We start from the raw sequence: 21803 nt of genomic DNA on the forward strand, positions 1-21803 counted from the left end.
CTTAAATCCACAACTTCTTGAAGTCACGACCGCCGAAGATCAGGTTGACCATCGCACGGGTCAGCCAGATGGCCGTGAACATCGAGGTAAAGATCCCGAGGGACATGGTCACCGCAAAGCCTTTGACCGGACCGGTACCCATGGCGAACAGAATGCCACCCACCAGCAAGGTGGTCAGGTTGGAGTCCAGGATCGCGGTGAATGCCCGGCCGAAGCCTTCGTTAATTGCCCGCTGCACAGTCATGCCCGCGGCGATCTCTTCACGTATCCGCGAGAAGATCAGTACGTTGGCGTCCACCGCCATACCCATGGTCAAGACGATACCGGCGATACCCGGCAGGGTCAGCGTTGCCCCCAGCAGGGACATCAGGGCCAGCAGCAGCACCATGTTCAATGCCAGTGCCACAGTGGCGATGACACCGAAGAAACGGTAGATGGCGATGATGAACAGCGACACGAACAGCATGCCCCACAGCGACGCATCGATACCCTTGGTGATGTTGTCAGCACCCAGGCTTGGACCGATTGTGCGCTCTTCGGCGAAGTACATCGGAGCCGCCAGACCACCGGCACGCAGCAGCAGCGCCAGCTCGGAAGATTCGCCCTGGCCGTTCAGGCCAGTGATGCGGAACTGGCTGCCCAGCGGCGACTGAATGGTCGCCAGGCTGATGATCTTCTTCTCTTCCTTGAAGGTCTGCACCGGCACGTCTTTCTCAACACCGTTCACCACTTGCTTGGTGTAGGTGGTGGTCGGCTTCTGCTCGATGAAGATCACCGCCATGCTGCGACCGACGTTGGTGCGGGTCGAACGGTTCATCAGCTCGCCACCGTGACCATCAAGCTTGATGTTCACCTGTGGACGGCCGTGTTCGTCGTAACCGGCCTGGGCATCGGTCACCTGGTCACCCGTGATGATCAGGCCGCGCTCGATCTGCGCGGGAGGACGGTTGCCCTCACGGAATTCGAAAGACTCGGAAGTCGCCTTGGAAGCACCCGGCTCGGCGGCCAGACGGAATTCCAGGTTGGCGGTCTTGCCCAGGATCCGCTTGGCTTCAGCAGTGTCCTGCACGCCCGGCAGCTCAACCACGATACGGTTGGCACCCTGACGCTGAACCAGAGGCTCGGCCACACCCAGCTCGTTGACCCGGTTACGCACGGTGGTCAAGTTCTGCTTGATGGAGTATTCGCGGATTTCCGCCAGCTTGGCCGGGGTCATCGCCAGACGCAGCACCGGTTGGCCATTGAGGTCGGCCGGTACGATATCGAAATCGTTGAAGTTCTTGCGGATCAGCGAACGAGCCTGTTCACGGCTGTCTTCATCGCTGAAGCCCAGCTGGATGGCGCCGTTGAGCTGCGGCAGGCTGCGATAGCGCAGACGCTCTTTGCGCAGCAGGCTCTTGACGTCGCCTTCATAGACTTTCAGGCGGGCGTCGAGGGCTTTGTCCATGTCCACTTCCAGCAGGAAGTGCACACCACCGGACAAGTCCAGACCCAGTTTCATCGGGTGCGCACCGAGGTTGCGCAGCCATTGCGGGGTGGTTTGCGCCAGGTTCAACGCCACCACATAGTCATCGCCCAGCGCCTTGCGCACTACATCCTTGGCCGGAAGCTGGTCTTCCTTGTTGATCAAGCGCAGCAGGCCGCCCTTGCCGTTGGCAGCAATGGAAGAAGCCTTGACGTTGATACCGGCGTCGGTGAGCGCTTTGCTCGCACGATCCAGATCCGCCTGAGTGACCTGCAACGCAGTGCTCGCACCGCTGACCTGAATGGCCGGATCATCAGGGTATAGATTGGGAGCGGAATAAATAAAACCGATCGCCAGCACCGCCAGGATCAGTAGGTACTTCCACAGAGGATATTTGTTCAGCATCACGCCGCCCGTTTATGACGCGGGGCGCCTTGCGCGCCCCGTCGATTGGTAAAAGATGAAACTTAGATGGCTTTCAGCGTGCCTTTTGGCAGCGTGGCAGCGATCGCGCCCTTCTGGAACTTCAGTTCAACGGAGTCCGACACTTCCAGAACCACGAAGTCGTCGGTCACCTTGTTGATCTTGCCGGCGATACCGCCAGTGGTCACAACTTCGTCGCCTTTCTGCAGGCTGCCCAGCAGGTTTTTCTGCTCTTTGGCGCGCTTGGCCTGTGGACGCCAGATCATCAGATAGAAGATGGCCAGGAAACCGATCAGGAAAATCCACTCGAAACCAGTGCCAGCAGGACCGGCAGCGGCAGGTGCAGCGGCGTCCGCATACGCGGCAGGGATCAAAAAGCTCATTTAACACTCCGATAATTGCAAAATTAGTGGCTTAACGTCTTTAGAACTTATTCTAAAGGCGGCACGGGCAACCCGCGTTTGGCATAGAAGGAATCGACAAAGGCGGCCAATGTACCTTGTTGAATAGCCTCGCGCAAACCAGCCATAAGACGCTGGTAATGGCGCAAATTATGGATGGTATTGAGCATACTCCCGAGCATTTCCCCGCACTTGTCCAAGTGATGCAGATAAGCACGGGAGAAGTTCTGACAGGTGTAGCAATCACAAGTTGGGTCCAGCGGCGAATCATCATGGCGATGGAACGCGTTACGGATTTTCAGCACGCCTGTATCGATGAACAGATGCCCATTGCGGGCATTGCGGGTTGGCATCACGCAATCGAACATGTCCACACCGCGGCGCACACCCTCAACCAGATCTTCCGGCTTGCCAACTCCCATAAGGTAACGAGGTTTGTCGGCAGGCATCTGGCCCGGCAGGTAGTCCAGGACCTTGATCATTTCATGCTTGGGCTCGCCCACCGACAGGCCGCCGATGGCCAGGCCGTCGAAGCCGATCTTGTCCAGGCCTTCCAGGGAACGCATGCGCAGGTCCTGGTGCATGCCGCCCTGGACGATACCGAACAGCGCCGCCGTGTTGTCGCCATGGGCGTTCTTGGAACGCTGGGCCCAGCGCAGGGACAGCTCCATGGAAATCCGCGCCACGTCTTCATCGGCCGGATACGGGGTGCACTCGTCGAAGATCATCACGATGTCCGAACCCAGGTCGCGCTGCACTTGCATCGACTCTTCCGGGCCCATGAACACCTTGGCACCGTCCACCGGCGAGGCGAAGGTCACGCCCTCTTCCTTGATCTTGCGCATGGCGCCCAGACTGAACACCTGGAAACCGCCGGAGTCGGTGAGGATCGGGCCGTTCCACTGCATGAAGTCATGCAGGTCACCGTGAGCCTTGATCACCTCGGTGCCCGGGCGCAGCCACAGGTGGAACGTGTTGCCGAGGATGATCTCGGCGCCGGTGGCGACGATATCCCGCGGCAGCATGCCCTTGACCGTGCCGTAGGTGCCCACCGGCATGAAGGCCGGGGTTTCCACCGTACCGCGGGGGAAGGTCAGGCGACCGCGACGAGCCTTGCCATCAGTGGCCAGAAGCTCGAAGGACATACGACAGGTGCGACTCATACAGTTTCCTCGGGGGCCAGATCCTTGGGAGCGGTTGGCGCGGGATTACGGGTGATGAACATCGCATCACCGTAGCTGAAAAAGCGGTATCCATTTTCCACCGCGGCGCGATAGGCGGCCATGGTCTCGGGATAACCGGCGAACGCCGAAACCAGCATCAACAGCGTGGATTCCGGCAGATGGAAGTTGGTCACCAGGGCATCGACCACATGGAACGGCCGGCCCGGATAGATAAAGATATCGGTGTCGCCACTGAACGGCTTGAGCACACCATCGCGCGCGGCACTTTCCAGGGAACGCACACTGGTGGTGCCCACCGCCACCACCCGACCACCGCGAGCACGGCATGCGGCAACCGCATCCACCACGTCCTGGCCGACTTCCAGCCACTCGTGATGCATATGGTGATCTTCGATGCGCTCGACCCGCACCGGCTGGAAAGTGCCGGCGCCGACATGCAGGGTCACGAACGCTGTCTCCACGCCCTTGGCAGCAATGGCCTCCAGCAGCGGCTGGTCGAAATGCAGCCCCGCCGTGGGCGCCGCAACAGCCCCCAGACGCTGGGCGTACACGGTCTGATAACGCTCACGGTCCGCGCCTTCATCCGGGCGGTCTATATAAGGAGGCAACGGCATGTGCCCGACCCGATCCAGCAGCGGCAGCACCTCCTCGGCGAAGCCCAGCTCGAACAGCGTGTCGTGGCGCGCCAGCATCTCGGCCTCGCCACCGCCGTCGATCAGGATCTTCGACCCAGGCTTGGGCGACTTGCTGGAGCGCACATGGGCCAGCACCCGATGGCTGTCCAGCACCCGCTCGATGAGGATCTCCAGCTTGCCGCCGGAGGCCTTCTGGCCAAACAGACGGGCCGGAATCACCCGGGTATTGTTGAACACCATCAGATCGCCCGGACGCAAATGCTCCAGCAGATCGGTGAATTGACGGTGGGCCAAGGCGCCGGTTGGCCCATCCAGGGTCAACAGACGGCTGCCGCGACGCTCGGCCAAAGGATGGCGGGCGATCAGCGAATCAGGAAGCTCGAAGGTAAAGTCAGCAACGCGCATGATGGGGTTCGTCTAGCAGGGCCGGAAAGTTTAGCGGAATAACTAAAAATTGACCACGAAAGCCGATTGACCAACGGTAACCGCCTCTCTATACTTCGCCGCCATTGAGCCCTGATGGCGGAATTGGTAGACGCGGCGGATTCAAAATCCGTTTTCGCAAGAAGTGGGAGTTCGAGTCTCCCTCGGGGCACCAAGTACATATCTCAAGATGCCGCTCAATGCATCTTGAACCCAAAAAAACCGGCCACTTGAGCCGGTTTTTTTGTGCCTGGCTATTCGCCTCTCTATCCCCTCCTCTTCTGTACTCCTGCTTCCCAGCTTGCAAGGCTGGAGCCTGAAACCAGGAACACCGCAGCCTGGACGAAATCGGCATGTGCGACGTGCTGAACGGCCAGGAAAACGCAGCCGCCCTCTTCGACGCGCTTACAGCGAGGGTAGCCAAGTACTACGGCACACCCCTCACCGCCTTTCTGGAGGCGCTGTGCGCGCCAGGAGAAATGCTCAGGTGGTCAGTGATCGTTCGCCGCACGCTGGAGCAATTCATTACCCAAAACTTGCCGACCTCATCAAGTGGTCAGGCTCAACGCGCAGCCCTGCGCTTCGGGCTCGCGGCAGCAGCAGGCGAGTTGGCCACAGCCTTTGGTGTCACCGGTTGGCCGGATGGCACCGCTATCTCCGCAGCCCGAGTCTGCTTGCACGCATGGCTAGCCGAGCGTGGCGGCGCCGGAAACTTCGAGGGCGACGCGATATTGGCTCGACTGCGACAAGTGATCGAGCGCTTCGGTGAAAGCCGCTTCACCCGCTGGGAGTCAGCCGCCGCAAAGGTCGATGAGCACGGTCCCCGCACCATCGACCGCCTGGGCTTTCGCAAAACACTTGAGCACGGCATGGGCGACACCATGCACACCACCAACACCTATTACGTGCTGCCCGAGGCGTGGCGCTCCGAGATCTTCAGGGGCATGAACATCAACGCAGTAAACAAGGAGTTGTTGAGACGCGGAGTACTAGCCCCTGGCAAGGATGGAAAAGCTTCGACCGCAGTGCGACTACCAGGACTTGGTCTACAGCGTTGCTACGTGATCGGGGCAGTTCCAGAACTAGGTGAACAGGACTCGCACGCAACCTAAAACAACTGAGCCATGAGGAACCACCGGCTCACCTTGGCTTGGCCAGCCTGCAAAAATCCAATTCATCTTTTATCTTTAGGAATTCAAAATGAACGAACTGAAACAACAAAAAACCGCCTTAATTCAAGAAATGGAAACCTTGGAGCAACGCCTTCCACAACTGGAAGCCGACTGGCGCAACGCACCGACTGATTTCAGTGCTAACGGCAACATGATAGGAAGCGCGGAGAGCAGAGCGGCTGAAGACAAGCTTTCGAGTGCCCAATCCCGCATGCGAGCAATTCCAGGCGCACTTGCAGTAATTGATCGTAAAATTAAGCACTTAGAGCGTCTGGAGGAAATTGATCAGATCAAAGCAGACTCTATCCAGGCAATGTCCGACGCAACTGCCGAAGTCGAAGTACTGGAGCGAAAAAAAGCACAACTAACTGAGCGACTTCAAGCGATTCAGTTGGAGGCGGATAAAGCGATAGAACAAGCGCAACAAGTCGAGCGTGACGCCGCGACGTCCTACGCCAAAAGCTTGGCAAATGGTGACACCGAAGGGGAAAAATCTGCAAGCAGCGAAATGCAAAAGGCAGCCAAGCAGCTGGCAGTAACGGAAGAGCAAGTCAGGAGGCAAGATCTTATCCTCGACGCTCTAAAAGTGGAGCTTGATACCATCGAGACTCAAATCTCGGAGGTCCGCCAACGTGGAGATGAAGCCAAAGTGACAGCGTTAAGTGCAGTCGGGTTCGCGCTGGACGAGAAGTGGAACACCGTGACTGAGCAACTGCTAGCTGTAGGCGCCCAGATACTTGCCGTTAGCTATCAAAAGGGCGGAATGGGAGATGCCTTGTCTGGACTTGAAGTGCCACGTTTTGGCCCTTTCTATTCGAGGCTTGATCGGACCGATTTAGCGGCAGCGGCCCATAGCATATCCCTAGAACAGCTACTTGCCGAGTAACCCCGAAACAGCCCGCAGATGCGGGCTTTTTGCTACTGCAATGGGTACGACTTTCCTACGTGTTGATCTAGTCAAACAGCGAGTGTGCCACTCATCGTAGATGACTACATTCGGTCGGCAGTTACCGTTCATGAGTAAAAGCTTTTCGACTCATAACGGACATCTAGCGCTATCACCGGTGCAGATCACCCATATATTTCAGCTGTGACGCTTACAGAACATTTATGCTTGTTAATAGGACGCGCCGAGGAGCGGCGAGGGTATTTTTGGATGAGCATAGAAAAAAAATCGAAGCGCCTGCCCCTTCAGGGCACTCAGCTCATGAGCACCGTTGCTACTGGCGGCGGCGGCGGGGTATTCCAAGCGCGGGTTGGGGCACTGTACCTGGCAAATATGCTGGCAGGCGTACCAAGTGCCTTTGGCTTGCACGGTGCCCGGGTAACTACCCTTCGCTTTGAGGCGCGCTACACAGGCGCTCACACCGACGATATCTATTGCCAGATTAGAGACGGGGAGCACTCCCGACGTCAGCTTATCCAGTGCAAGCTAGGCCTTAATGCTACAGCTAGCGACGAAGATTTCATTGATGGGTTGCAGGGAGCCTGGCGAGACTTTCTAAGAGTAGAGGACAGCCCTTTTGATCGGGCATGCGATATTCTGATCCTTGCTACCGTGGCACCAGCGAAGCCCGCTAACCAAGCAGCCAAACGGCTCTGTGAATTATCTCGTTCATCACTGAACTTGTCTGACTTCCTACAAAAACTTGATTCAAAGCTTTTTGACGCACAGCATAAGCGTACGTGGAACGCCTTCAAGGAAGTCTCAAGGAACACGCTAGCGGACAAGTACACCGACGAGCTCCTCTTCGACCTCTTGCGACGACTGCGTGTAGACATACATGACCTCGGAACCGAAGGCTCGCAAGAGCTAAGTCTGGTGCAGGCCCTATTGGCTTCAGGGCAGCCCGGAGATTCCGGCGAACAGGTATGGAACGGGCTGTTCTCATATGTCTTAGAGCAAGGCATCACTGTCGGCACTATCACGCCTGAGACTTGGAAAACGACCGCGCAAGTCGGCATCCAAGAAGCCGTCAGCCGCCTCACAAAGCAAAGTGGCCTTGGCAGCATCGCCGAGCAATTCAGTGACCGCGCCAAGCATCAGCTCTCGCTCATCTCAACCAAGCTTCCCAACGGATCGCACATTCCTCGGGGCCAATGCGTAGCCCAGGTGCTGGCGGGCCTCGATGAGCGGCAGCTCGTCATCATCACAGGCGGCCCGGGTGCGGGTAAGTCAGCGATCATCGCAGAACTCGCACCACTGCTTCGTGAGTCTGGCCCACTGTTCTTCTTCCGAGCCGACGAGCTCAGCCATCCATGCTTAGCTGCGGTTCAGTCACTCAGCAGGATGCCGGATGCTGTGCTCAGCATGACGAGCCTCTTGCGCTGCGGCACACCAACTATCGTCATCGACTCGCTAGAAAAAGCGCTCGAAGCCAGGAGCCCGGGTGCGCTAGAAGAACTTTTGGCGCTTGTTCGCCAGCACAAAGGAGTGAGGTTGTGCGTGACGACTCGCTCCTATGCTCTTAATGCTCTTTACTCCATATTTCTCGCCGATTTTTCGTACCAGGTTGTTGACGTCCCTTTACTGACAGATGCCGAGATCTCTTCGGTAGTGATCGGAACAGCTCTTGAAGACATTACGGCTAAGGACGGTAGAGTACGAGAAGTTCTCCGAGCGCCTTACTATCTGCGCCTTGCCTTCAACTACACCGCGACCGGAGCAATTCTTCCCCAGGCCGCTGGTAACGACTTGCGCTTGCGGCTGTGGACAGAGATGGTTGCTCCCAGTAGGGGCTTGCTAGCAGGCATGGCCGAACGCCGTCGCATAGCCTTCAATCAGGTCTGCTACGAGCGTACGGAGCGCTTTGCTCAGTTCGTACAGGCACCAGCGGACGCTGAAGCGGTGGCTTTGCTTGTTCAAGACGGAGTGCTAGCACAAGATGCCGCACACCGCGTAACTCCTACTCACGATGTCTTGGAAGATTGGTCGCTCTTCTTCCGAGTCGACCAAGAGGTACGCGCTGCCGAGAGGGAATGGAATGTGCTCTTCGGCAAGCTCGGTTCACACGCGGGCATGCGCCGGGCACTACGCACCTGGACAGCTCAGCGCTCAGCAGAAGATGACGCTGATGCCTATGCTCTGCTTGAAGCAGCTCTCAGGCAAGACTCGACCATTCCACAGCTTTGGCGAGACGAAGTAACCATTGGATTGCTGCGCTCCGAGCGAGTAGAAGACTTAGTCGCAAAGCTGAGCAACTGCGTCTCCTTCAACAACGCCAACCTCTTACAGCGCTTAAGCCACTTGCTACGCGTGGCATGTAAAGGACCAACCTCTATCGACTACTCCAACCTTGCGGACGATCCTTCTAACAGGGAGATCGTGCTGCGGATCGGTATGGCTGCACCGGTTGGCAAAGCTTGGGATGTAGTCATTAGATTGGCTGCAAAGGCATTTCCTGATCTGCAGCCGGAAAACTACTCCTGGCTCGTCCAATTGGCAGAAGACGCCACGTCTCACGACGAGAACTGGCACAAGCCCACCCAGCGAGTAGTTGACGTGTTCAATATGGCTGAACACTTCTGCAGGAGCGATGAAGAGAGTTGGTATCGTGAGCAATCTATTAGCAAGCGCTTCTATGCGCTTTTATGTCGCTGCGTAGGTGCAGACTCTGGCCGGTTCACGATATTCACTGAGACGCTCTTGCAGCGCATCTTGGCTGGCGCCGATATGCGCGACTTCTATGCGGAGGAACGTCTTCAGTTCTTGGTCAACTTCAAGAACTGCCGCGAGGCTAGCTTCTTCGCTCCAGACTTAGTGTGGAAGGTCTTCTGGACTCTTTACACGAAGTCTGAGCCGAAAGTTAAACAAAACTTCAGCATGAGCGGATGGGAGTCCGAAATGGGACTGAGTGAGCTAGCAGATCACGAATTCTTCCCTCCGTCGGTCTTGCAGGGGCCCTTCCGATCGCTGCTGCTCTACGCTTGGCCCAAGAGCGTGCGCTTCGTGGTTGATCTATGCAACCACGCTGCTAAGGCATTTGCCAAAATGCATCCGAACGAAGTTTCAACTATTCCGCCAGAACAAAGCCCCAATGATCGCCCACACATCCATGACTATCGCATGTGGGCGACCTATCGCGGTCTTTCGGTCACGAGCTACCTCCTGAATGTGGCTTTGATGGCATTGGAAGAGCGCCTGCTTATAGAGGCCAAAGGGCAGCCCAAGGTTATCTCGCAGGTACTCGAGATCATCCTTGAGTTGGGTGAGTCGAGTTTCACTACAGGAATGGTTGCAGGGGTCTTGATGGCCCACCCTCAGCTCGTAACCGAGAAGATGCTTTCCATCTTCAAATGCCCGCAATTCTTCTCAGACGACATCGCTCGCAGGGTTCAAGAGACAGGTGCGCTGGCCATCTACGGAGGCCACGATGGGCTTGATGACTCCAGGCAGCAGGAGCGCTTAGCAAGCAATCGACTGCCACATAGGCGGCGGCACCTGGAGGATCTCGTTCTTCAACTGCAATTCAATCATCCAGATCTTCTCGAAGCCATCCACAGGACTCTGGACAGCCACTCGGAAGCGCTGGAGGGAGCAGAGGAAGTACCAGTCGGCTGGCGCATGGCTCTAAGGCGTATGGATGTCCGTGGACTAAAGTTCGGAGAAACTGCCAGCGATGGCAAGGGAGTTTCTCTGGAGATTGCCAACCTAGAACCCGAATTGCAGCAAGCCAGCGACAAAGCCCACGCTGGTATGCAGCGGGTGAACCGCATTAGTACCGTGAGTAATTGGGCTACAGCAGTCACTGAAACATATTCCACAGCAGAGCCAGGAACGACAGACCGATTTTCGTCGCCGTCTGAGCCATATGAAGAATTCCTTCGCCTCTGTGACGAGATTGAAGGACAGGAAATCAGCATGCTCGCCAGCCTGGAGGAGGAGCTTGCCTGCGCCCTGATTTACAAGTGGCCCACCGATACCTCTCAGGCGCTACAGTGGGCCCGGACCCTTGTCCTCGAACGCGCCACCGTTTTCAAAGATGAGGATGCGTGGCTACGCGGAGACCACTTGAGGGGGCAAGTGCGGGCACGAGCGGTTATCTCACTGGCTGCCGTCAATCCATCTCTACCTATGATGGTTGAAGCATTAATCAACATCGTGACTGAGCCGATGTGGAAAATGCGTCGGGCTGCGGCCAAGGCAATTTCAGACGAGTTGAGGCCCAAACAACCTGTTCTGGCTGAAGTACTGACTAACGGTCTTGCTCAGTACGCTGAGGCTCTGGACGTAATCATTCAACACCCGCGTAGAAAGACTCATGATTTCTTTAGGGAAGCTCGGGAAACTACAGTCAAATCACTTTTCACCTCACTGCGAAAGTTGACTCCCGGCCCCCGTCCTTCACCAAAAAGTTTGGCGGCCCTAAAGGAGTGGACAATAGTTCTTGACGCTGCGTGTAGCGAGATGCCCGATACTTGGCGAGTACAAACGCTCGTGACGCTTACCAGGCTCATGGTGGAGCATGAAAAAGGGCCAAAAGCGAAGCGGCATGACCCCGACCATGTTGATTTCGAGGCCCGGTGGGAGTTGGGTGATCTGATCGCAGTCGAGCTCATGGCACAATCAAATGAAGACTCACCGCTCTTCGATATGTTTGATCACTGTCTAGAGAACGCACCTGAGCTCAGCGAAAGGGTTCTGGAGTCGGTACTTAGAGAGTGCGTGAAGCAGGAGTTCGCAAACGCAGTGAGTTTATGGCGTGTATGGGATCGCGCGACAGCTAGGGTTTTCGGTGATGTTTCGCTGAGAACCAAGAGCCGGAGGCTCTACAGCCGATTCGACAATGTACTAAGGACACTTTTGCTGTGCTCAATGCCCTGGTCCAAGACTAGGCAGGACTTAGAGCTTTTCAGGTTCCGACCACACTTCATCTCAAACTGCTTAACCGCTGTGGGTGATAGCCGGAAAGGCTTAGAGCACCTGCTACAACTAATGGCAGGTGCTGGTCGTAAATCCGCGATTCCCTCTGCACTCCCCCAACTACGAGACGCTTTGGGTAGAGCTCCCGTCGACTTGCTCGACGACGGAAACAGCTTATGGCATGCGGAGACTATCTGCCGAATAGCAGTGCATGAACACCGAGAGTCCTTGATTCGAGACATTAACCTGCGCAGGGCAACACTCGAGATACTCGACCGGCTCGTCGACGCCGGGTCGTCTCTCGGATTCCAGCTTCGGGACTACTTGGCGACTTCGCCCACAGCGGTTAGTGAGGTTCTTGAGCCCTAATATTTTATTCTGGCAGTAGGTTTACTAACAGCACCCACACTGAGCCAATGATCATCTGGTTAAAGGGCTGCGAAGTCAGATGGCTACGATCGCTGCAAGGTCGCACAAGTCGAAGAAGTGGGTGTTAGTTGCGTAGAAGACATCGCTGACCAATGGTAGCTTCTGATCGAAAGCAGTCTGTTTCGACCATTCGCCTTAGGTCGATAGCGAACAGTCGCGGTTACACCGTTTCCGTTGTTACACTGCTGGAGCAAGCATGCCTATCAGGGCGTATCTCAATTTTTATCATTACAAATCAATATCTTGTGAGATTTCGTCACACCCGCTACACCCGTTACACAGCTTTAGACTCGTAGTTATCTAGCGACCCCATGCCCCCTATTCGATCGCTCCTTCAGCGGCGAGGCAAGCCCTGTCCTCCCGAGTCTGTAAGCCGCCGGGGACCCTGCGAGATTAAGCAACATACGGGGTCGGAAACCCGCAGGACTGTGTTAGCGACAAGGTGCACAGCTTAGTGAACTGGTGAACCGGGTGAATACACAGTTCACCAGTGCAAATGCACAAGGTCCTGAGAGGTTGCCGGGGACCCTGAGCAAATCTGAAAGGCACGGGGCAGAGAACCCGCCGCACCTGGTTAGCGGCTGAGTTTTCTACGTTGGTTGACAGGTTGACGTATTTGACACCATCCCCAAGGTTGACCGGGCTCAACCGTTCGCTATTAACCACACAATGGCCCACCTTTACCGTTGCGGTAACGATGCCCTTTTCTCTTCAATATCCTTTCAATTTCAATGTCGAAATTTCAGTAAGCTGGGGGAACTGTCGCTACCAAGATCTCGCGGGTTTCCGACCCCGTAGGACTCTGGATTATCCAGGGGCCCCCTCGTTTCTCAGCCAACCAACATAGACAATGAATTGCTATACAGGTAGCTTCTCTCTTTTGGTTACATACTCACGGCCCCCCCACCAGCCTCGAGCTCTAAGAAATACATTTTTCAGCTCGGAAGGTACACAACTGATTGAACTTAGGTAAAAACCAAATGGATTGGGTAGCTCCATACAGTCTAGGTAAGGCAACAAAGCTAATAAGGAAATTTTTGATAGACGTTGCTTCTTCAGAAGAAGAAATCGCCTTCCGGGGCTTGCACATAACAAGAAAACTAGATGATTTCGAAAGCGCAACAGCTGCTATGGACGAGTTCCCTGAGACATTCAGAACCATCAAACGCAACATCGCCAATATCGACAAAGAAACATACCTAACATTAGATAGCCTAGAAAAAGAATCTCTATTAGTAGACCAAATTTCGCTAATAAACCTAAAACTGCAAATGTCTCGCGCACCTACCGCTACCTCGTTCATGCAGGTACTAGCTAGGTCATTCCTGCAAGTAAAATTCTTCTCCACCAGTGAGACAAAACGTTTATTTGGTGAGGAAAACATGTCTATTGAGAGGACCATACTTAACTGCGACAAGTTAATCTCAACCCTTAAAGTAATTGAAGAAATTCTTCGCCACAGAGAAGAACTCGACGACGAAATATTTAAACCATCTCGTATAAAAGAAAGCATTGTTATTGAGCTGATTGATAAAATATCAGAGCAAATCGATAATTCGAGCTCGTTGAATTACGAAACGAAACGCCTCATCAACAGCTACTTAGTGGAAATAAAAGCAGAAGCTCAGTCAAAAATCCCAAAGTGGCAGAACATCATTGGCTCCCTTATGATCGTTACCGCGCTCACTAGCGGCTTGGCAGATGCGCCAGGAGCAGCCCAAACGCTTCAATCGTTGATTCAATACATTGTACGGACGTCAGTCGTAAAACCTGAGCAACCCTCCATGCCGGCTCTTACTGAAGACAAACACGAAGACATAGACTTTTTCACTGGAATACCGACTTAGGGTTGGGCAAGACTCTCACGCAGGACAACGCGGTAAAATCTGTATCCCTGCGTGTATCCCTAAATGACAAAAAAAGCCTCAACCCTTGATTTATATAGATCTTTCTGGTCCCCCTCGGGGCACCAAGTACATACCTCAAGATGCCGCTCAATGCATCTTGAACCCAAAAAAACCGGCCACTTGAGCCGGTTTTTTTGTGCCTGTCCGAATCCTCACTCGATCTGAATCGGCCCCTTGGTTCCGGCATCGGTATCCATCCACACATCTTCATTCTTCAGGCGTCGATCACCTTGAATGGTGAACAGCAGCGTGCCCTGGCGAAATTGCAGGGCGCCATCCGTGCGTTTGGCTTTGACCTGTTTGCCGTTCACCCACACATGCTCTTTGGCATCGATACGGATGGTGGCGACTGTCGCGCCAGTATCGCTTTTGGCCGTCCACTGTCCGGCGTAGGGGGTCTGTTCCTTGGCGCTGTCAGCAGCGGCGGCGGGTGTGTAAGGGTCGGCAAATCCGGCCTTGGCGTTTTCCGCCTTGCTCTTGTGGATGTCGCATCCCTGAAGCTCGGTCATCTGGGTACAGCCCGACTGCTCAAGCTGCTGGCGATACTTTTCATTGATGGCGTGGGCCGGTGACTGGGTAAACAGCAAAACAACCAGTGCCGGCCAAACGAACTTGTTCATCGAGCGCTCTCTGCTGATCGAATCTCTGTACTCAACAATAGCCCCGCTGCAAACCCTTGCTCCGCGATATCCGCTCGGCAAGGCCGCGCTCAAAGCATCCCCGTCAGTAAACGATTTCACTGCGGATGGCCTGTATCACGATGTTCGATAGCCGTTCGGTCAACGGGTCCGGGGTTGCCTCTCGGCGATGCAGCGTGAGGGCGATTGAGGGCAAGGCTGGCAAGCCGCGGTCGCCGGCCTGCAGAAGCTCGGTGCCTGGTTGCAGGCCCAGGGCCGTGCGGATGGTGTAGCCCAAGCCGGCTTCGGTTGCCGCGGATAGGCCATTGAGGCTGGAGCTGGTGAACGACAGCAACCAGGGAATCCCGTCACGGTTGAGGGCTTCAGTGGCCATCGAGTGAAATGGACAAGGCGCGTCGAACGCAATGATCGGCAACGGCGTTCCCGACTCGACGCGCCAGTCGAGGTATTGATGCGATGAGCCGATCCACTGCATGGGCAGGTCCGCCACCACTTCCTGATACCCGGTGGTCCGCTCTGCCCCCCAAGCCACGGCGAGATCCAGGGAGCCGTTTTCGATGCGGCTGAGCAGATCGCCATTGCGCGCGATGCGGGCTTCGACCCGAACATCCGGATGGGCCCTGGCGAAGCGGCCCAACACCGTGGGCAGGAAGCTGCCCAGGTCTTCCTGAAGCCCCAGGCGCACCCAGCCTTTGAGCTTGAGCTCGGACACCGCGGTGATGGTTTCATCGTTGAGGCTTAAGAGCCGCCGGGAGTAGTTCAGTAGCACTTCCCCGGTGTCCGTCAGTGCCAGCCTGCGGCCGGCCTTCTTGAACAAGGGCGAACCCGCCTGGGCTTCGAGTTTCTTCAACTGGGCGCTGATGGCCGATGTCGAACGAGCGAGCTTTTGCGCCGCCTTGGCAAAACTGCCCAATTCGACCCCTGTGACGAAACTGCGCATGACATCCAAATCGAAATTTACTGGTCTCATGACAATCCTGTTTTTTGGGACTAACACGCAAAATTATTTGATATTCGAGACGATACTCCCATGAGAGTCTTTTGACCCACAACTATTTAACTAGTGGGATTCTTATGCCTGTAGATAACGGTCACCGTTGGAAAGTGCTCGGCGTCGGCGTTGCGGCCAACGCCAGCTTTTCCAGTGTGGTGGGGGGACTGCCCGCTACAGCGGTCTATATGCGCGCCACCTATCAGCTGGACAACGCCGAGCTGGGGCTGGTCCTGGGGGTGCTCGGACTGGGCATCGCCATCAGCGAGATTCCGTGGGGGCTGCTCACCGATCGCTGGGGGGATCGTCCGGTTCTGTTGACCGGGCTTCTGACCTCCGGCATCGCCTTGCTGATCCTGGCCATGCTGGCCTTTTATGCCCCCACGGTGGTCCTGCTGGCGGCGGGGCTGTTCACCGTGGGCCTGCTGGGCAGCAGCGTCAACGGCGCCAGCGGCCGGGCCATCATGGCCTGGTTCAAGGAAGGCGAGCGAGGGCTGGCCATGAGCATTCGGCAGACCGCTGTACCCGGGGGCTATGCCTTGGGCGCGGTGGTGTTGCCCTACCTGGCTCATACCTACGGTTTTATCGAAGTATTCACGGCATCCGCCCTGTTCTGCCTGGTGGCCGCCCTGTTTGCCTGGTTATGGCTGTATGAGCCGGACTTCTCCAGCAGCGCAGCAAAAAAACAGAGCCTGGAGAGCAGCAACAGCCCATTGAAAGACCCGAGAATCTGGCGAATCGTCTTGGCCATCGGCCTGCTCTGCGCCCCGCAATTTGCCATCCTCACCTATGCGGCGGTGTTCTTTCATGACTTTGGCAACATCAACATCACTCTGGTTTCCGCGACCTTGGCGGTGATCCAGATTGGCGCAATCGTCAGCAGGATCTGGAGCGGACGCTGGACCGACAAAAACAAAAACCGCCGCAGCTACCTTAAAGCCTGCGCCTGGTTGAGCACCCTGACCTTTGTGGCCTTGAGCGCAACGGTATCGGCCGCCAGCTTCTATGGCATCAGCCAGACCCCGCTGGCCAGTGCCCTGATCATCGGTGTGATGATCATCGCCGGGATCAGCGTGTCCGCCTGGCACGGTGTTGCCTACACCGAACTGGCCACACTGGCAGGCGCCAGTCGGGCCGGTACAGCCTTGGCCATGGGCAATACCTGCGTGTTTGTGGTGCTGTTCGCGACCCCCATCGCCGCGTCCGCGCTCATGACTCACTTCTCCTGGAGCCTGGTGTGGCTGGCAGCCGCCTTCTGCGCCCTGTTGACCGTACCGCTGTTTCCGCGCGTTGAAAAAAACTATGCGCTGGAACTTGGCTCGGCTTGAAGTTGCTCCTTTACAAACGTGTCACAACTAAAGCGCGTGCTGCATAACTTGAAGAGCGGCACGCGTCGCACTCTGACTTACATACGCTAACAACCTAACCACTCGATTAACTAGTCCGATCTTATTCCATGGAGGAAACCAATGATCCCGCTATTTATTTTTGAAGCCGGTGAAAAGGCGCAACTACTGAGTCTTCTTGAACACGTCCAGCTATCGCCCTACAAGAACTACAGCGACTTTTCAGAAGAAATACGAGAGCTGCATTCCCAGGTTCCACAGCGTTTTGTAAAGGCCTGCCAAACCATCAGCAATGAACGAGCCCGTCACCAGCAAAAGATCCACGTTATACGTAACTGCCCTATGGACAAGGTGATCCCCGAGTTGGACCCCGACGATCCAGTCAGTGACAAACACCTGAAAAAGAACAAGTTCATCAGCGAAGCCTTTCTCGAACTGTTCGCCCAACTGACAGGCACTCCGCTGCTGTCCTACGAAACCAGAAACCAGGGTGACTTCTTTACCGATGTCATCGCGATCAAGAAATACAGCGGGCAGCTCACCGGGTTCAGCGACAGCGAGCTGGTGTTTCACAACGACCGCACAGCACACAAAGTCCGGGCCGACTACATCACCCTGCTGGGCATGCGCTGCCCCGATGATGACCTGATCTACACCGGCTACATCGACGGCGCGGACATCGTCAGCAACCTCGAGCCCAAGCACATCGCCTGCTTGCGTGAGCCACACTTCTATACGGTTTTCGATGTCTTCTCACGGGACATGAACAAACAACTGAGCACCTCCGAGAAACACCCGATCCTGAGTAACGCTCATTCCATTCGCTTCCTTGACACCATGACCTGTGTCGCTGAAGAAGCGCCGCTCGAAGCGCGAGATGCCTTCATTGCCTTCAAAAGTGCGATGACCCGCTCTCAATGCAAGCGCCACCGCATTCTCACCGGCGACCTGCTGACGTTCGCCAATCAGGATGGCCTGCATAACCGGGAAAAGATCGACATCCTCAATCCTGACAGTGCCGCTGCGCGCTGGCTGTTGAAGACCTATGCCTTCAAGGACTCCCGCACTGCCGAAAGTTACGAAGCGTACTGGGCCAATAACCGGGCCGGCTGCGTCATCGACTAAGTTCACCGCTAAAACAATAACTTCATTATCAGCATGACCAGTCAGGGTGATTTAAATGCGCCTACACGCATTCTCCAAACGGGTTGAAAACCTTGAGCTTTCGGAAACTTACGCCATTTTGGATATGGTGCGCAGCCTGCGTGAGCAGGGGGAAGATATCGTCGATCTCGGCGGTGGTGAACCTGACTTCAGGACGCCCGATCATGTCGTAGATGCTGCCGTTGAAGCACTGTCAGACGGTGACACTCATTACACACCCAGCCGTGGCACCAAGGCACTGCTGGACGCCGTGGCCCATAAATACAAGACCGAGCACGGGCTCGATCTGGTGGCCGACAAGAACATCATTGTCACCCCATCGGCAAAGCACGCGCTGTTCATCACATTGATGACCTTGCTGGACCAGGGCGATGAAATCATCATCCCAACCCCCAGCTGGGTGAGCTACAAGGCCATGGCGGCCATGGCCGGTGCCACCGTCAAGGCGGTGCCGCTGGACGGCAAAAACGGCTTCATGCTCGAAGCCGACGCCCTGGAACAGGCGATCACGCCACGCACCAGAGCCATTCTGATCAACAACCCCAACAACCCCACCGGCCGCGTGCTGACCCGCGAAGAGGTCACCGGGGTGGTCCAGGTAGCGTTGAAACACGGGCTGTACATCATTTCCGATGAGATCTACGAAAAGGTCATCTACGGCCAGGCCCGCCATATCAGCATTGCCAGCATCGAAGGCGCCCAGGACATCACCGTCACCATCAGCGGCTTTTCCAAAGCCTACGCGATGACCGGATGGCGCCTGGGGTACGTCGTCAGTTCCGAGCGCATTTCCAATGAGCTGCTCAAGGTCCATCAGCATACCGTCGGCTGTGCGGGCTCCTTTATTCAACGCGGCGGCGTCGCTGCCCTCAAAGGTTGCCAGCACCGAATAGCCGACATGGTGACCTCCTATCAAAAGCGCCGCGACCGGCTGATCGAAGGCCTTGAGAGCATTGCCGGCATCAAGTGCATAGCCCCCGAGGGCGCACTGTATCTGTTTGCCTCCATCGCCGACCTGGGTTTTGAAAACTCCCTGTCGTTTACCCGCTGGCTGCTCAGCACCGCGAAAGTCGCCGTCACCCCAGGCACCGCCTTTGGTGAGGGGGGCGAAGGCTATATCCGACTGTCCTTTGCCGGTAGCGATGAAGCCATCGACGAGGCCGTCAGGCGCTTTCATCAAGCCTTCAAATAATTGCCCGCCCCTCTAGAACCGTCATCACATACAAACAGGAGTTAGTATGTCTCTACGACACATCACGCCTTCGTCGCCTGCACACCGTATCGCTATCATTGGCAGCGGCCCCCGTGGTCTGTCTGTGCTGGAGCGCCTGGCCGCACTGATGCTCATGGACGCCCCGATCAAGCCAGTCATTGTCTATCTGATCGACAGCGCGCAAATGGGCTCCGGCCGGGTATGGCGCACCGATCAACCACGCCACTACGTGATGAATACCGTCGCCGAGGAGGTTTCGTCCTTCTCCGGGCCGTTGGACGACGGCCCGATCAGACCGGGCGCCGGGCCGTCGCTGGCACAATGGTGGAGCTCCGTGGACCCGGCCTACCCGGGGGCCAATGCCTATGCTCCGCGCGCGGTACATGGCGAGTACATGCAGTTCGTCCTGGCGACCATCGAGGCCAGCTTCACGCCGAACATCTCGCTGCAGCGCGTACCGGCGGTGGTCGTCGATCTGGTCAACGATGAAAACATCCAGACCCTGGAACTGGATAACGGGTCTTTTCTCCAGGTCGACAAGGTGGTCATCGCCACCGGGCACCCCACCCCCGAGTTGATCGGCTGGGAAAAGCAGCTGCAACAGTTCGCCCAGCAGACTGCCGGGCTGGAGTTCTTTCGCGGCGACTCCGCAGCCGACATGCCGCTGTCGCGAATCCAGTCGGAGCAGCAGGTGGGGATCGTCGGCCTGGGCCTGGCGTTCCACGACATCGTTGCCGCCCTCACGGTCGGTCGTGGTGGCCGCTTCAGCGTTGTCGACGGTGTTACCACCTACATCCCGTCGCACCGTGAACCCAAGCTGTTCGCCGGGTCCCGCAGCGGCATGCTGATCCCCGCCAGGGGCCGCAACCAGAAAGGCCCGAACTTTCAATACCAACCGCTGTGCATCACCCGGGACAAGATCGATGCACTGCAAAAACGCGGTCACATCGACTTTGCTGCCGAAGTGCTTCCGCTGCTGCTGGTTGAAATCAACATCGTCTACTTCGCCACCGCCCTACGGGCCAAGGCGGGGCAGGCAGCCGAGCAGCAGTTCAAGCAGCGCGTGGCGCAACAGCAACTATTCTCCTTGCCGGCCCTTGTTGCCGCGGCCGCCGACTTCGGCGTGAGCGACCTTCCGGTCCTGGAGCTGGACCGACTGGCCAGGCCGTTCCGCGCCCAAGAGTTCCACAGCCCGGCAGACTTTGCCCAAGCCCTGGATCGGGTACTGGAAGATGACTTGTGCAGCGCCCGCGAGGGCAACGTCGACAACCCGATGAAAGCCGCCCTGGATACCATTCGCGATACCCGCGCCCTGATCAGAAGCGTGGTGGATTTCGGCCGGCTCACCCCGCGCTCGCATCAAGAAGACTTCCTGCAGTACTACGCCCCTACCAGCCTGTTTCTCACCGCAGGACCGCCCCTTTACCGCACCGAGCAAATCCGCGCCCTGATCGCGGCGGGGGTACTGACGCTGGTGGGACCTGAAACGGTCTATGGCATCGATACCCAGCACCACAAGTTCAGCATCGAGTCCCCCAGGGTCCGTCACTCCAGGCAACTGATCGATGTGGTCATCGACGGGCGCATCCCTTCGCCAGACTTGCTCCGAGACCCGTCACCGCTGACCAGAAACCTGGTGCGGCGCGGGTACTGGACCAACTACATCAACCAGGGGATCGACGAGGACTTCGTCACCGGCGGCGTCGCCGTCACCCCCGGTCCTTATCACCCGATCGACCGCTCGGGCCAGCCCATCAAGGGGCTCTATGTACTGGGCCTGCCTTCCGAGCACACCCGCTGGTTCATGCAGGCCGGCAGTAGCCGCCCCGGCTTCTGGACCGACTTTGCCCAGGATGCCCACTACGTGGCCTTCGATGCACTGCAGTCGGCCTACGCCCAAGCGCCTGTGGCAATCACTGAAGTGGCCTGATCGCCCCCTCATTTAAAGGAATGAATGATGTCTGCAAAGAAAGCACTGCTGGTCATGGACTTCATCAATGAAATTGTCCATCCCGAAGGGGTTTATGCCCGTGAAGGCTATTACCAACAGACCGAGGAACGTCGGGTGGTGGAAAAGGCCGCATCGGCCTTGAACTACGCCCGCAGCAATCAACTGCCGATCATCTTTATCGTCGTCGGTTTCAACGCCCACTATGAAGGCTTCCCCCCGCACTCCCGAGTGTTTGCTCCCGCCAAGGAACATGGCGTCTTGAAGTTGCAGACCTGGTCCACCCAGGTGCATGACGACCTGCGCCCCCACGAAGACGAAATCGTGATCGCCAAGAGCCGGGTCAGCCCGTTCTATCAAACCAACCTGGAATTGATACTCCGGACCCAAGGTATTGAAGAGTTGGTATTGACGGGGGTATCGACCGAACACGTGATCCTCGCCACGACCCTCGACGGGCATGACAGGGACTTCAAGATCACCGTGCTGGAAGATGCCTGCGCGGCGGTGACCCAAGAGCGTCACCTGGCGGCGATAGAAAGAATCTCCCGCACGGCGACCATCAGTTCGACCTTCAACTTCATCACCTCTTCTCTATAAC

Annotated in this window: 14 protein-coding genes, 1 tRNA gene and 1 pseudogene; 10 read left to right on the plus strand and 6 right to left on the minus strand. The window is 56.7% G+C overall.

Going from position 1 to position 21803, the window contains the following annotated elements:
* Position 1: 1 nt before the first annotated feature.
* The 4 genes from secD to queA form a co-directional block, all read right to left on the minus strand.
* Positions 2-1870, minus strand: a complete 1869-nt coding sequence (gene secD / locus ACSSVC_RS29340) for a protein translocase subunit SecD (RefSeq protein ID WP_346633953.1) — start codon at positions 1868-1870, stop codon at positions 2-4.
* 62 nt (positions 1871-1932) lie between these two features.
* Positions 1933-2271, minus strand: a complete 339-nt coding sequence (gene yajC, locus ACSSVC_RS29345) for a preprotein translocase subunit YajC (protein WP_015636884.1) — start codon at positions 2269-2271, stop codon at positions 1933-1935.
* Positions 2272-2318: 47 nt separating this feature from the next.
* Positions 2319-3434 (minus strand): tRNA guanosine(34) transglycosylase Tgt, encoded by a 1116-nt coding sequence (gene tgt / locus ACSSVC_RS29350; RefSeq protein ID WP_161799191.1) that lies wholly within the window; start codon positions 3432-3434, stop codon positions 2319-2321.
* A 14-nt stretch (positions 3435-3448) separates the two neighbouring features.
* Positions 3449-4513 (minus strand): tRNA preQ1(34) S-adenosylmethionine ribosyltransferase-isomerase QueA, encoded by a 1065-nt coding sequence (gene queA / locus ACSSVC_RS29355; protein ID WP_102860388.1) that lies wholly within the window; start codon positions 4511-4513, stop codon positions 3449-3451.
* Positions 4514-4621: 108 nt separating this feature from the next.
* On the opposite strand from queA, the gene ACSSVC_RS29360 reads away from it, so the two are divergent.
* From ACSSVC_RS29360 to ACSSVC_RS29380, 5 genes and pseudogenes are all read left to right on the plus strand, one after another.
* Positions 4622-4706: transfer RNA gene (locus tag ACSSVC_RS29360), tRNA-Leu, on the plus strand.
* Between the two features lie 172 nt (positions 4707-4878).
* Positions 4879-5643: pseudogene (locus tag ACSSVC_RS29365) on the plus strand (DUF927 domain-containing protein); the annotation flags it as partial.
* An 88-nt stretch (positions 5644-5731) separates the two neighbouring features.
* On the plus strand, positions 5732-6589 hold the full coding sequence (locus ACSSVC_RS29370; RefSeq protein ID WP_492611781.1) for a hypothetical protein: 858 nt from the start codon (positions 5732-5734) through the stop codon (positions 6587-6589).
* 270 nt (positions 6590-6859) lie between these two features.
* The gene (locus ACSSVC_RS29375; protein ID WP_492611782.1) at positions 6860-11935 is read left to right on the plus strand and encodes a P-loop NTPase family protein; all 5076 of its coding nucleotides are present in this window, start codon (positions 6860-6862) and stop codon (positions 11933-11935) included.
* Positions 11936-12954: 1019 nt separating this feature from the next.
* Positions 12955-13842 carry a hypothetical protein gene (locus ACSSVC_RS29380; RefSeq protein WP_492611783.1) on the plus strand — a complete coding sequence of 296 codons (888 nt, stop codon included), beginning with the start codon at positions 12955-12957 and terminating at the stop codon, positions 13840-13842.
* A 212-nt stretch (positions 13843-14054) separates the two neighbouring features.
* On the opposite strand, the gene ACSSVC_RS29385 is transcribed toward ACSSVC_RS29380, so the two are convergent.
* Entirely contained in the window at positions 14055-14642 is a 588-nt protein-coding gene (locus ACSSVC_RS29385) for a hypothetical protein (RefSeq protein WP_492611784.1), read from the minus strand.
* Positions 14626-15510, minus strand: a complete 885-nt coding sequence (locus tag ACSSVC_RS29390; protein WP_346633944.1) for a LysR substrate-binding domain-containing protein — start codon at positions 15508-15510, stop codon at positions 14626-14628. Before ACSSVC_RS29390 ends, ACSSVC_RS29385 begins: the two co-directional genes overlap by 17 nt.
* 104 nt (positions 15511-15614) lie before the next feature.
* On the opposite strand from ACSSVC_RS29390, the gene ACSSVC_RS29395 reads away from it, so the two are divergent.
* The 5 genes from ACSSVC_RS29395 to ACSSVC_RS29415 all read left to right on the plus strand — a co-directional run bounded on the left by ACSSVC_RS29395 (position 15615) and on the right by ACSSVC_RS29415 (position 21802).
* Entirely contained in the window at positions 15615-16859 is a 1245-nt protein-coding gene (locus ACSSVC_RS29395; protein WP_492611785.1) for an MFS transporter, read from the plus strand.
* 141 nt (positions 16860-17000) lie between these two features.
* Positions 17001-18002, plus strand: a complete 1002-nt coding sequence (locus ACSSVC_RS29400; RefSeq protein WP_446439152.1) for a Fe(II)-2OG oxygenase family protein — start codon at positions 17001-17003, stop codon at positions 18000-18002.
* A gap of 55 nt (positions 18003-18057) precedes the next feature.
* Positions 18058-19233: a pyridoxal phosphate-dependent aminotransferase gene (locus tag ACSSVC_RS29405; protein ID WP_346633941.1), complete on the plus strand. Its 1176-nt coding sequence runs from the start codon at positions 18058-18060 to the stop codon at positions 19231-19233.
* 46 nt (positions 19234-19279) lie between these two features.
* A complete protein-coding gene (locus ACSSVC_RS29410) occupies positions 19280-21184 on the plus strand; it encodes an FAD/NAD(P)-binding protein (RefSeq protein WP_492611786.1) in 1905 nt (634 codons plus the stop codon).
* A 27-nt stretch (positions 21185-21211) separates the two neighbouring features.
* Positions 21212-21802 carry a cysteine hydrolase family protein gene (locus ACSSVC_RS29415; RefSeq protein WP_492611787.1) on the plus strand — a complete coding sequence of 197 codons (591 nt, stop codon included), beginning with the start codon at positions 21212-21214 and terminating at the stop codon, positions 21800-21802.
* Position 21803 lies beyond the last annotated feature (1 nt).

The organism is Pseudomonas sp. E1BtOHC1 (genome assembly GCF_058744285.1).

What these genes read in the sequence shown, in the direction of transcription:
- secD (WP_346633953.1), bottom strand. Translation starts at nt 1,870, where the DNA reads ATGCTGAACAAATATCCTCTGTGGAAGTACCTACTGATCCTGGCGGTG.
- yajC (WP_015636884.1), bottom strand. Translation starts at nt 2,271, where the DNA reads ATGAGCTTTTTGATCCCTGCCGCGTATGCGGACGCCGCTGCACCTGCC.
- tgt (WP_161799191.1), bottom strand. Translation starts at nt 3,434, where the DNA reads ATGTCCTTCGAGCTTCTGGCCACTGATGGCAAGGCTCGTCGCGGTCGC.
- queA (WP_102860388.1), bottom strand. Translation starts at nt 4,513, where the DNA reads ATGCGCGTTGCTGACTTTACCTTCGAGCTTCCTGATTCGCTGATCGCC.
- ACSSVC_RS29370 (WP_492611781.1), top strand. Translation starts at nt 5,732, where the DNA reads ATGAACGAACTGAAACAACAAAAAACCGCCTTAATTCAAGAAATGGAA.
- ACSSVC_RS29375 (WP_492611782.1), top strand. Translation starts at nt 6,860, where the DNA reads ATGAGCATAGAAAAAAAATCGAAGCGCCTGCCCCTTCAGGGCACTCAG.
- ACSSVC_RS29390 (WP_346633944.1), bottom strand. Translation starts at nt 15,510, where the DNA reads ATGAGACCAGTAAATTTCGATTTGGATGTCATGCGCAGTTTCGTCACA.
- ACSSVC_RS29395 (WP_492611785.1), top strand. Translation starts at nt 15,615, where the DNA reads ATGCCTGTAGATAACGGTCACCGTTGGAAAGTGCTCGGCGTCGGCGTT.
- ACSSVC_RS29400 (WP_446439152.1), top strand. Translation starts at nt 17,001, where the DNA reads ATGATCCCGCTATTTATTTTTGAAGCCGGTGAAAAGGCGCAACTACTG.
- ACSSVC_RS29405 (WP_346633941.1), top strand. Translation starts at nt 18,058, where the DNA reads ATGCGCCTACACGCATTCTCCAAACGGGTTGAAAACCTTGAGCTTTCG.
- ACSSVC_RS29410 (WP_492611786.1), top strand. Translation starts at nt 19,280, where the DNA reads ATGTCTCTACGACACATCACGCCTTCGTCGCCTGCACACCGTATCGCT.
- ACSSVC_RS29415 (WP_492611787.1), top strand. Translation starts at nt 21,212, where the DNA reads ATGTCTGCAAAGAAAGCACTGCTGGTCATGGACTTCATCAATGAAATT.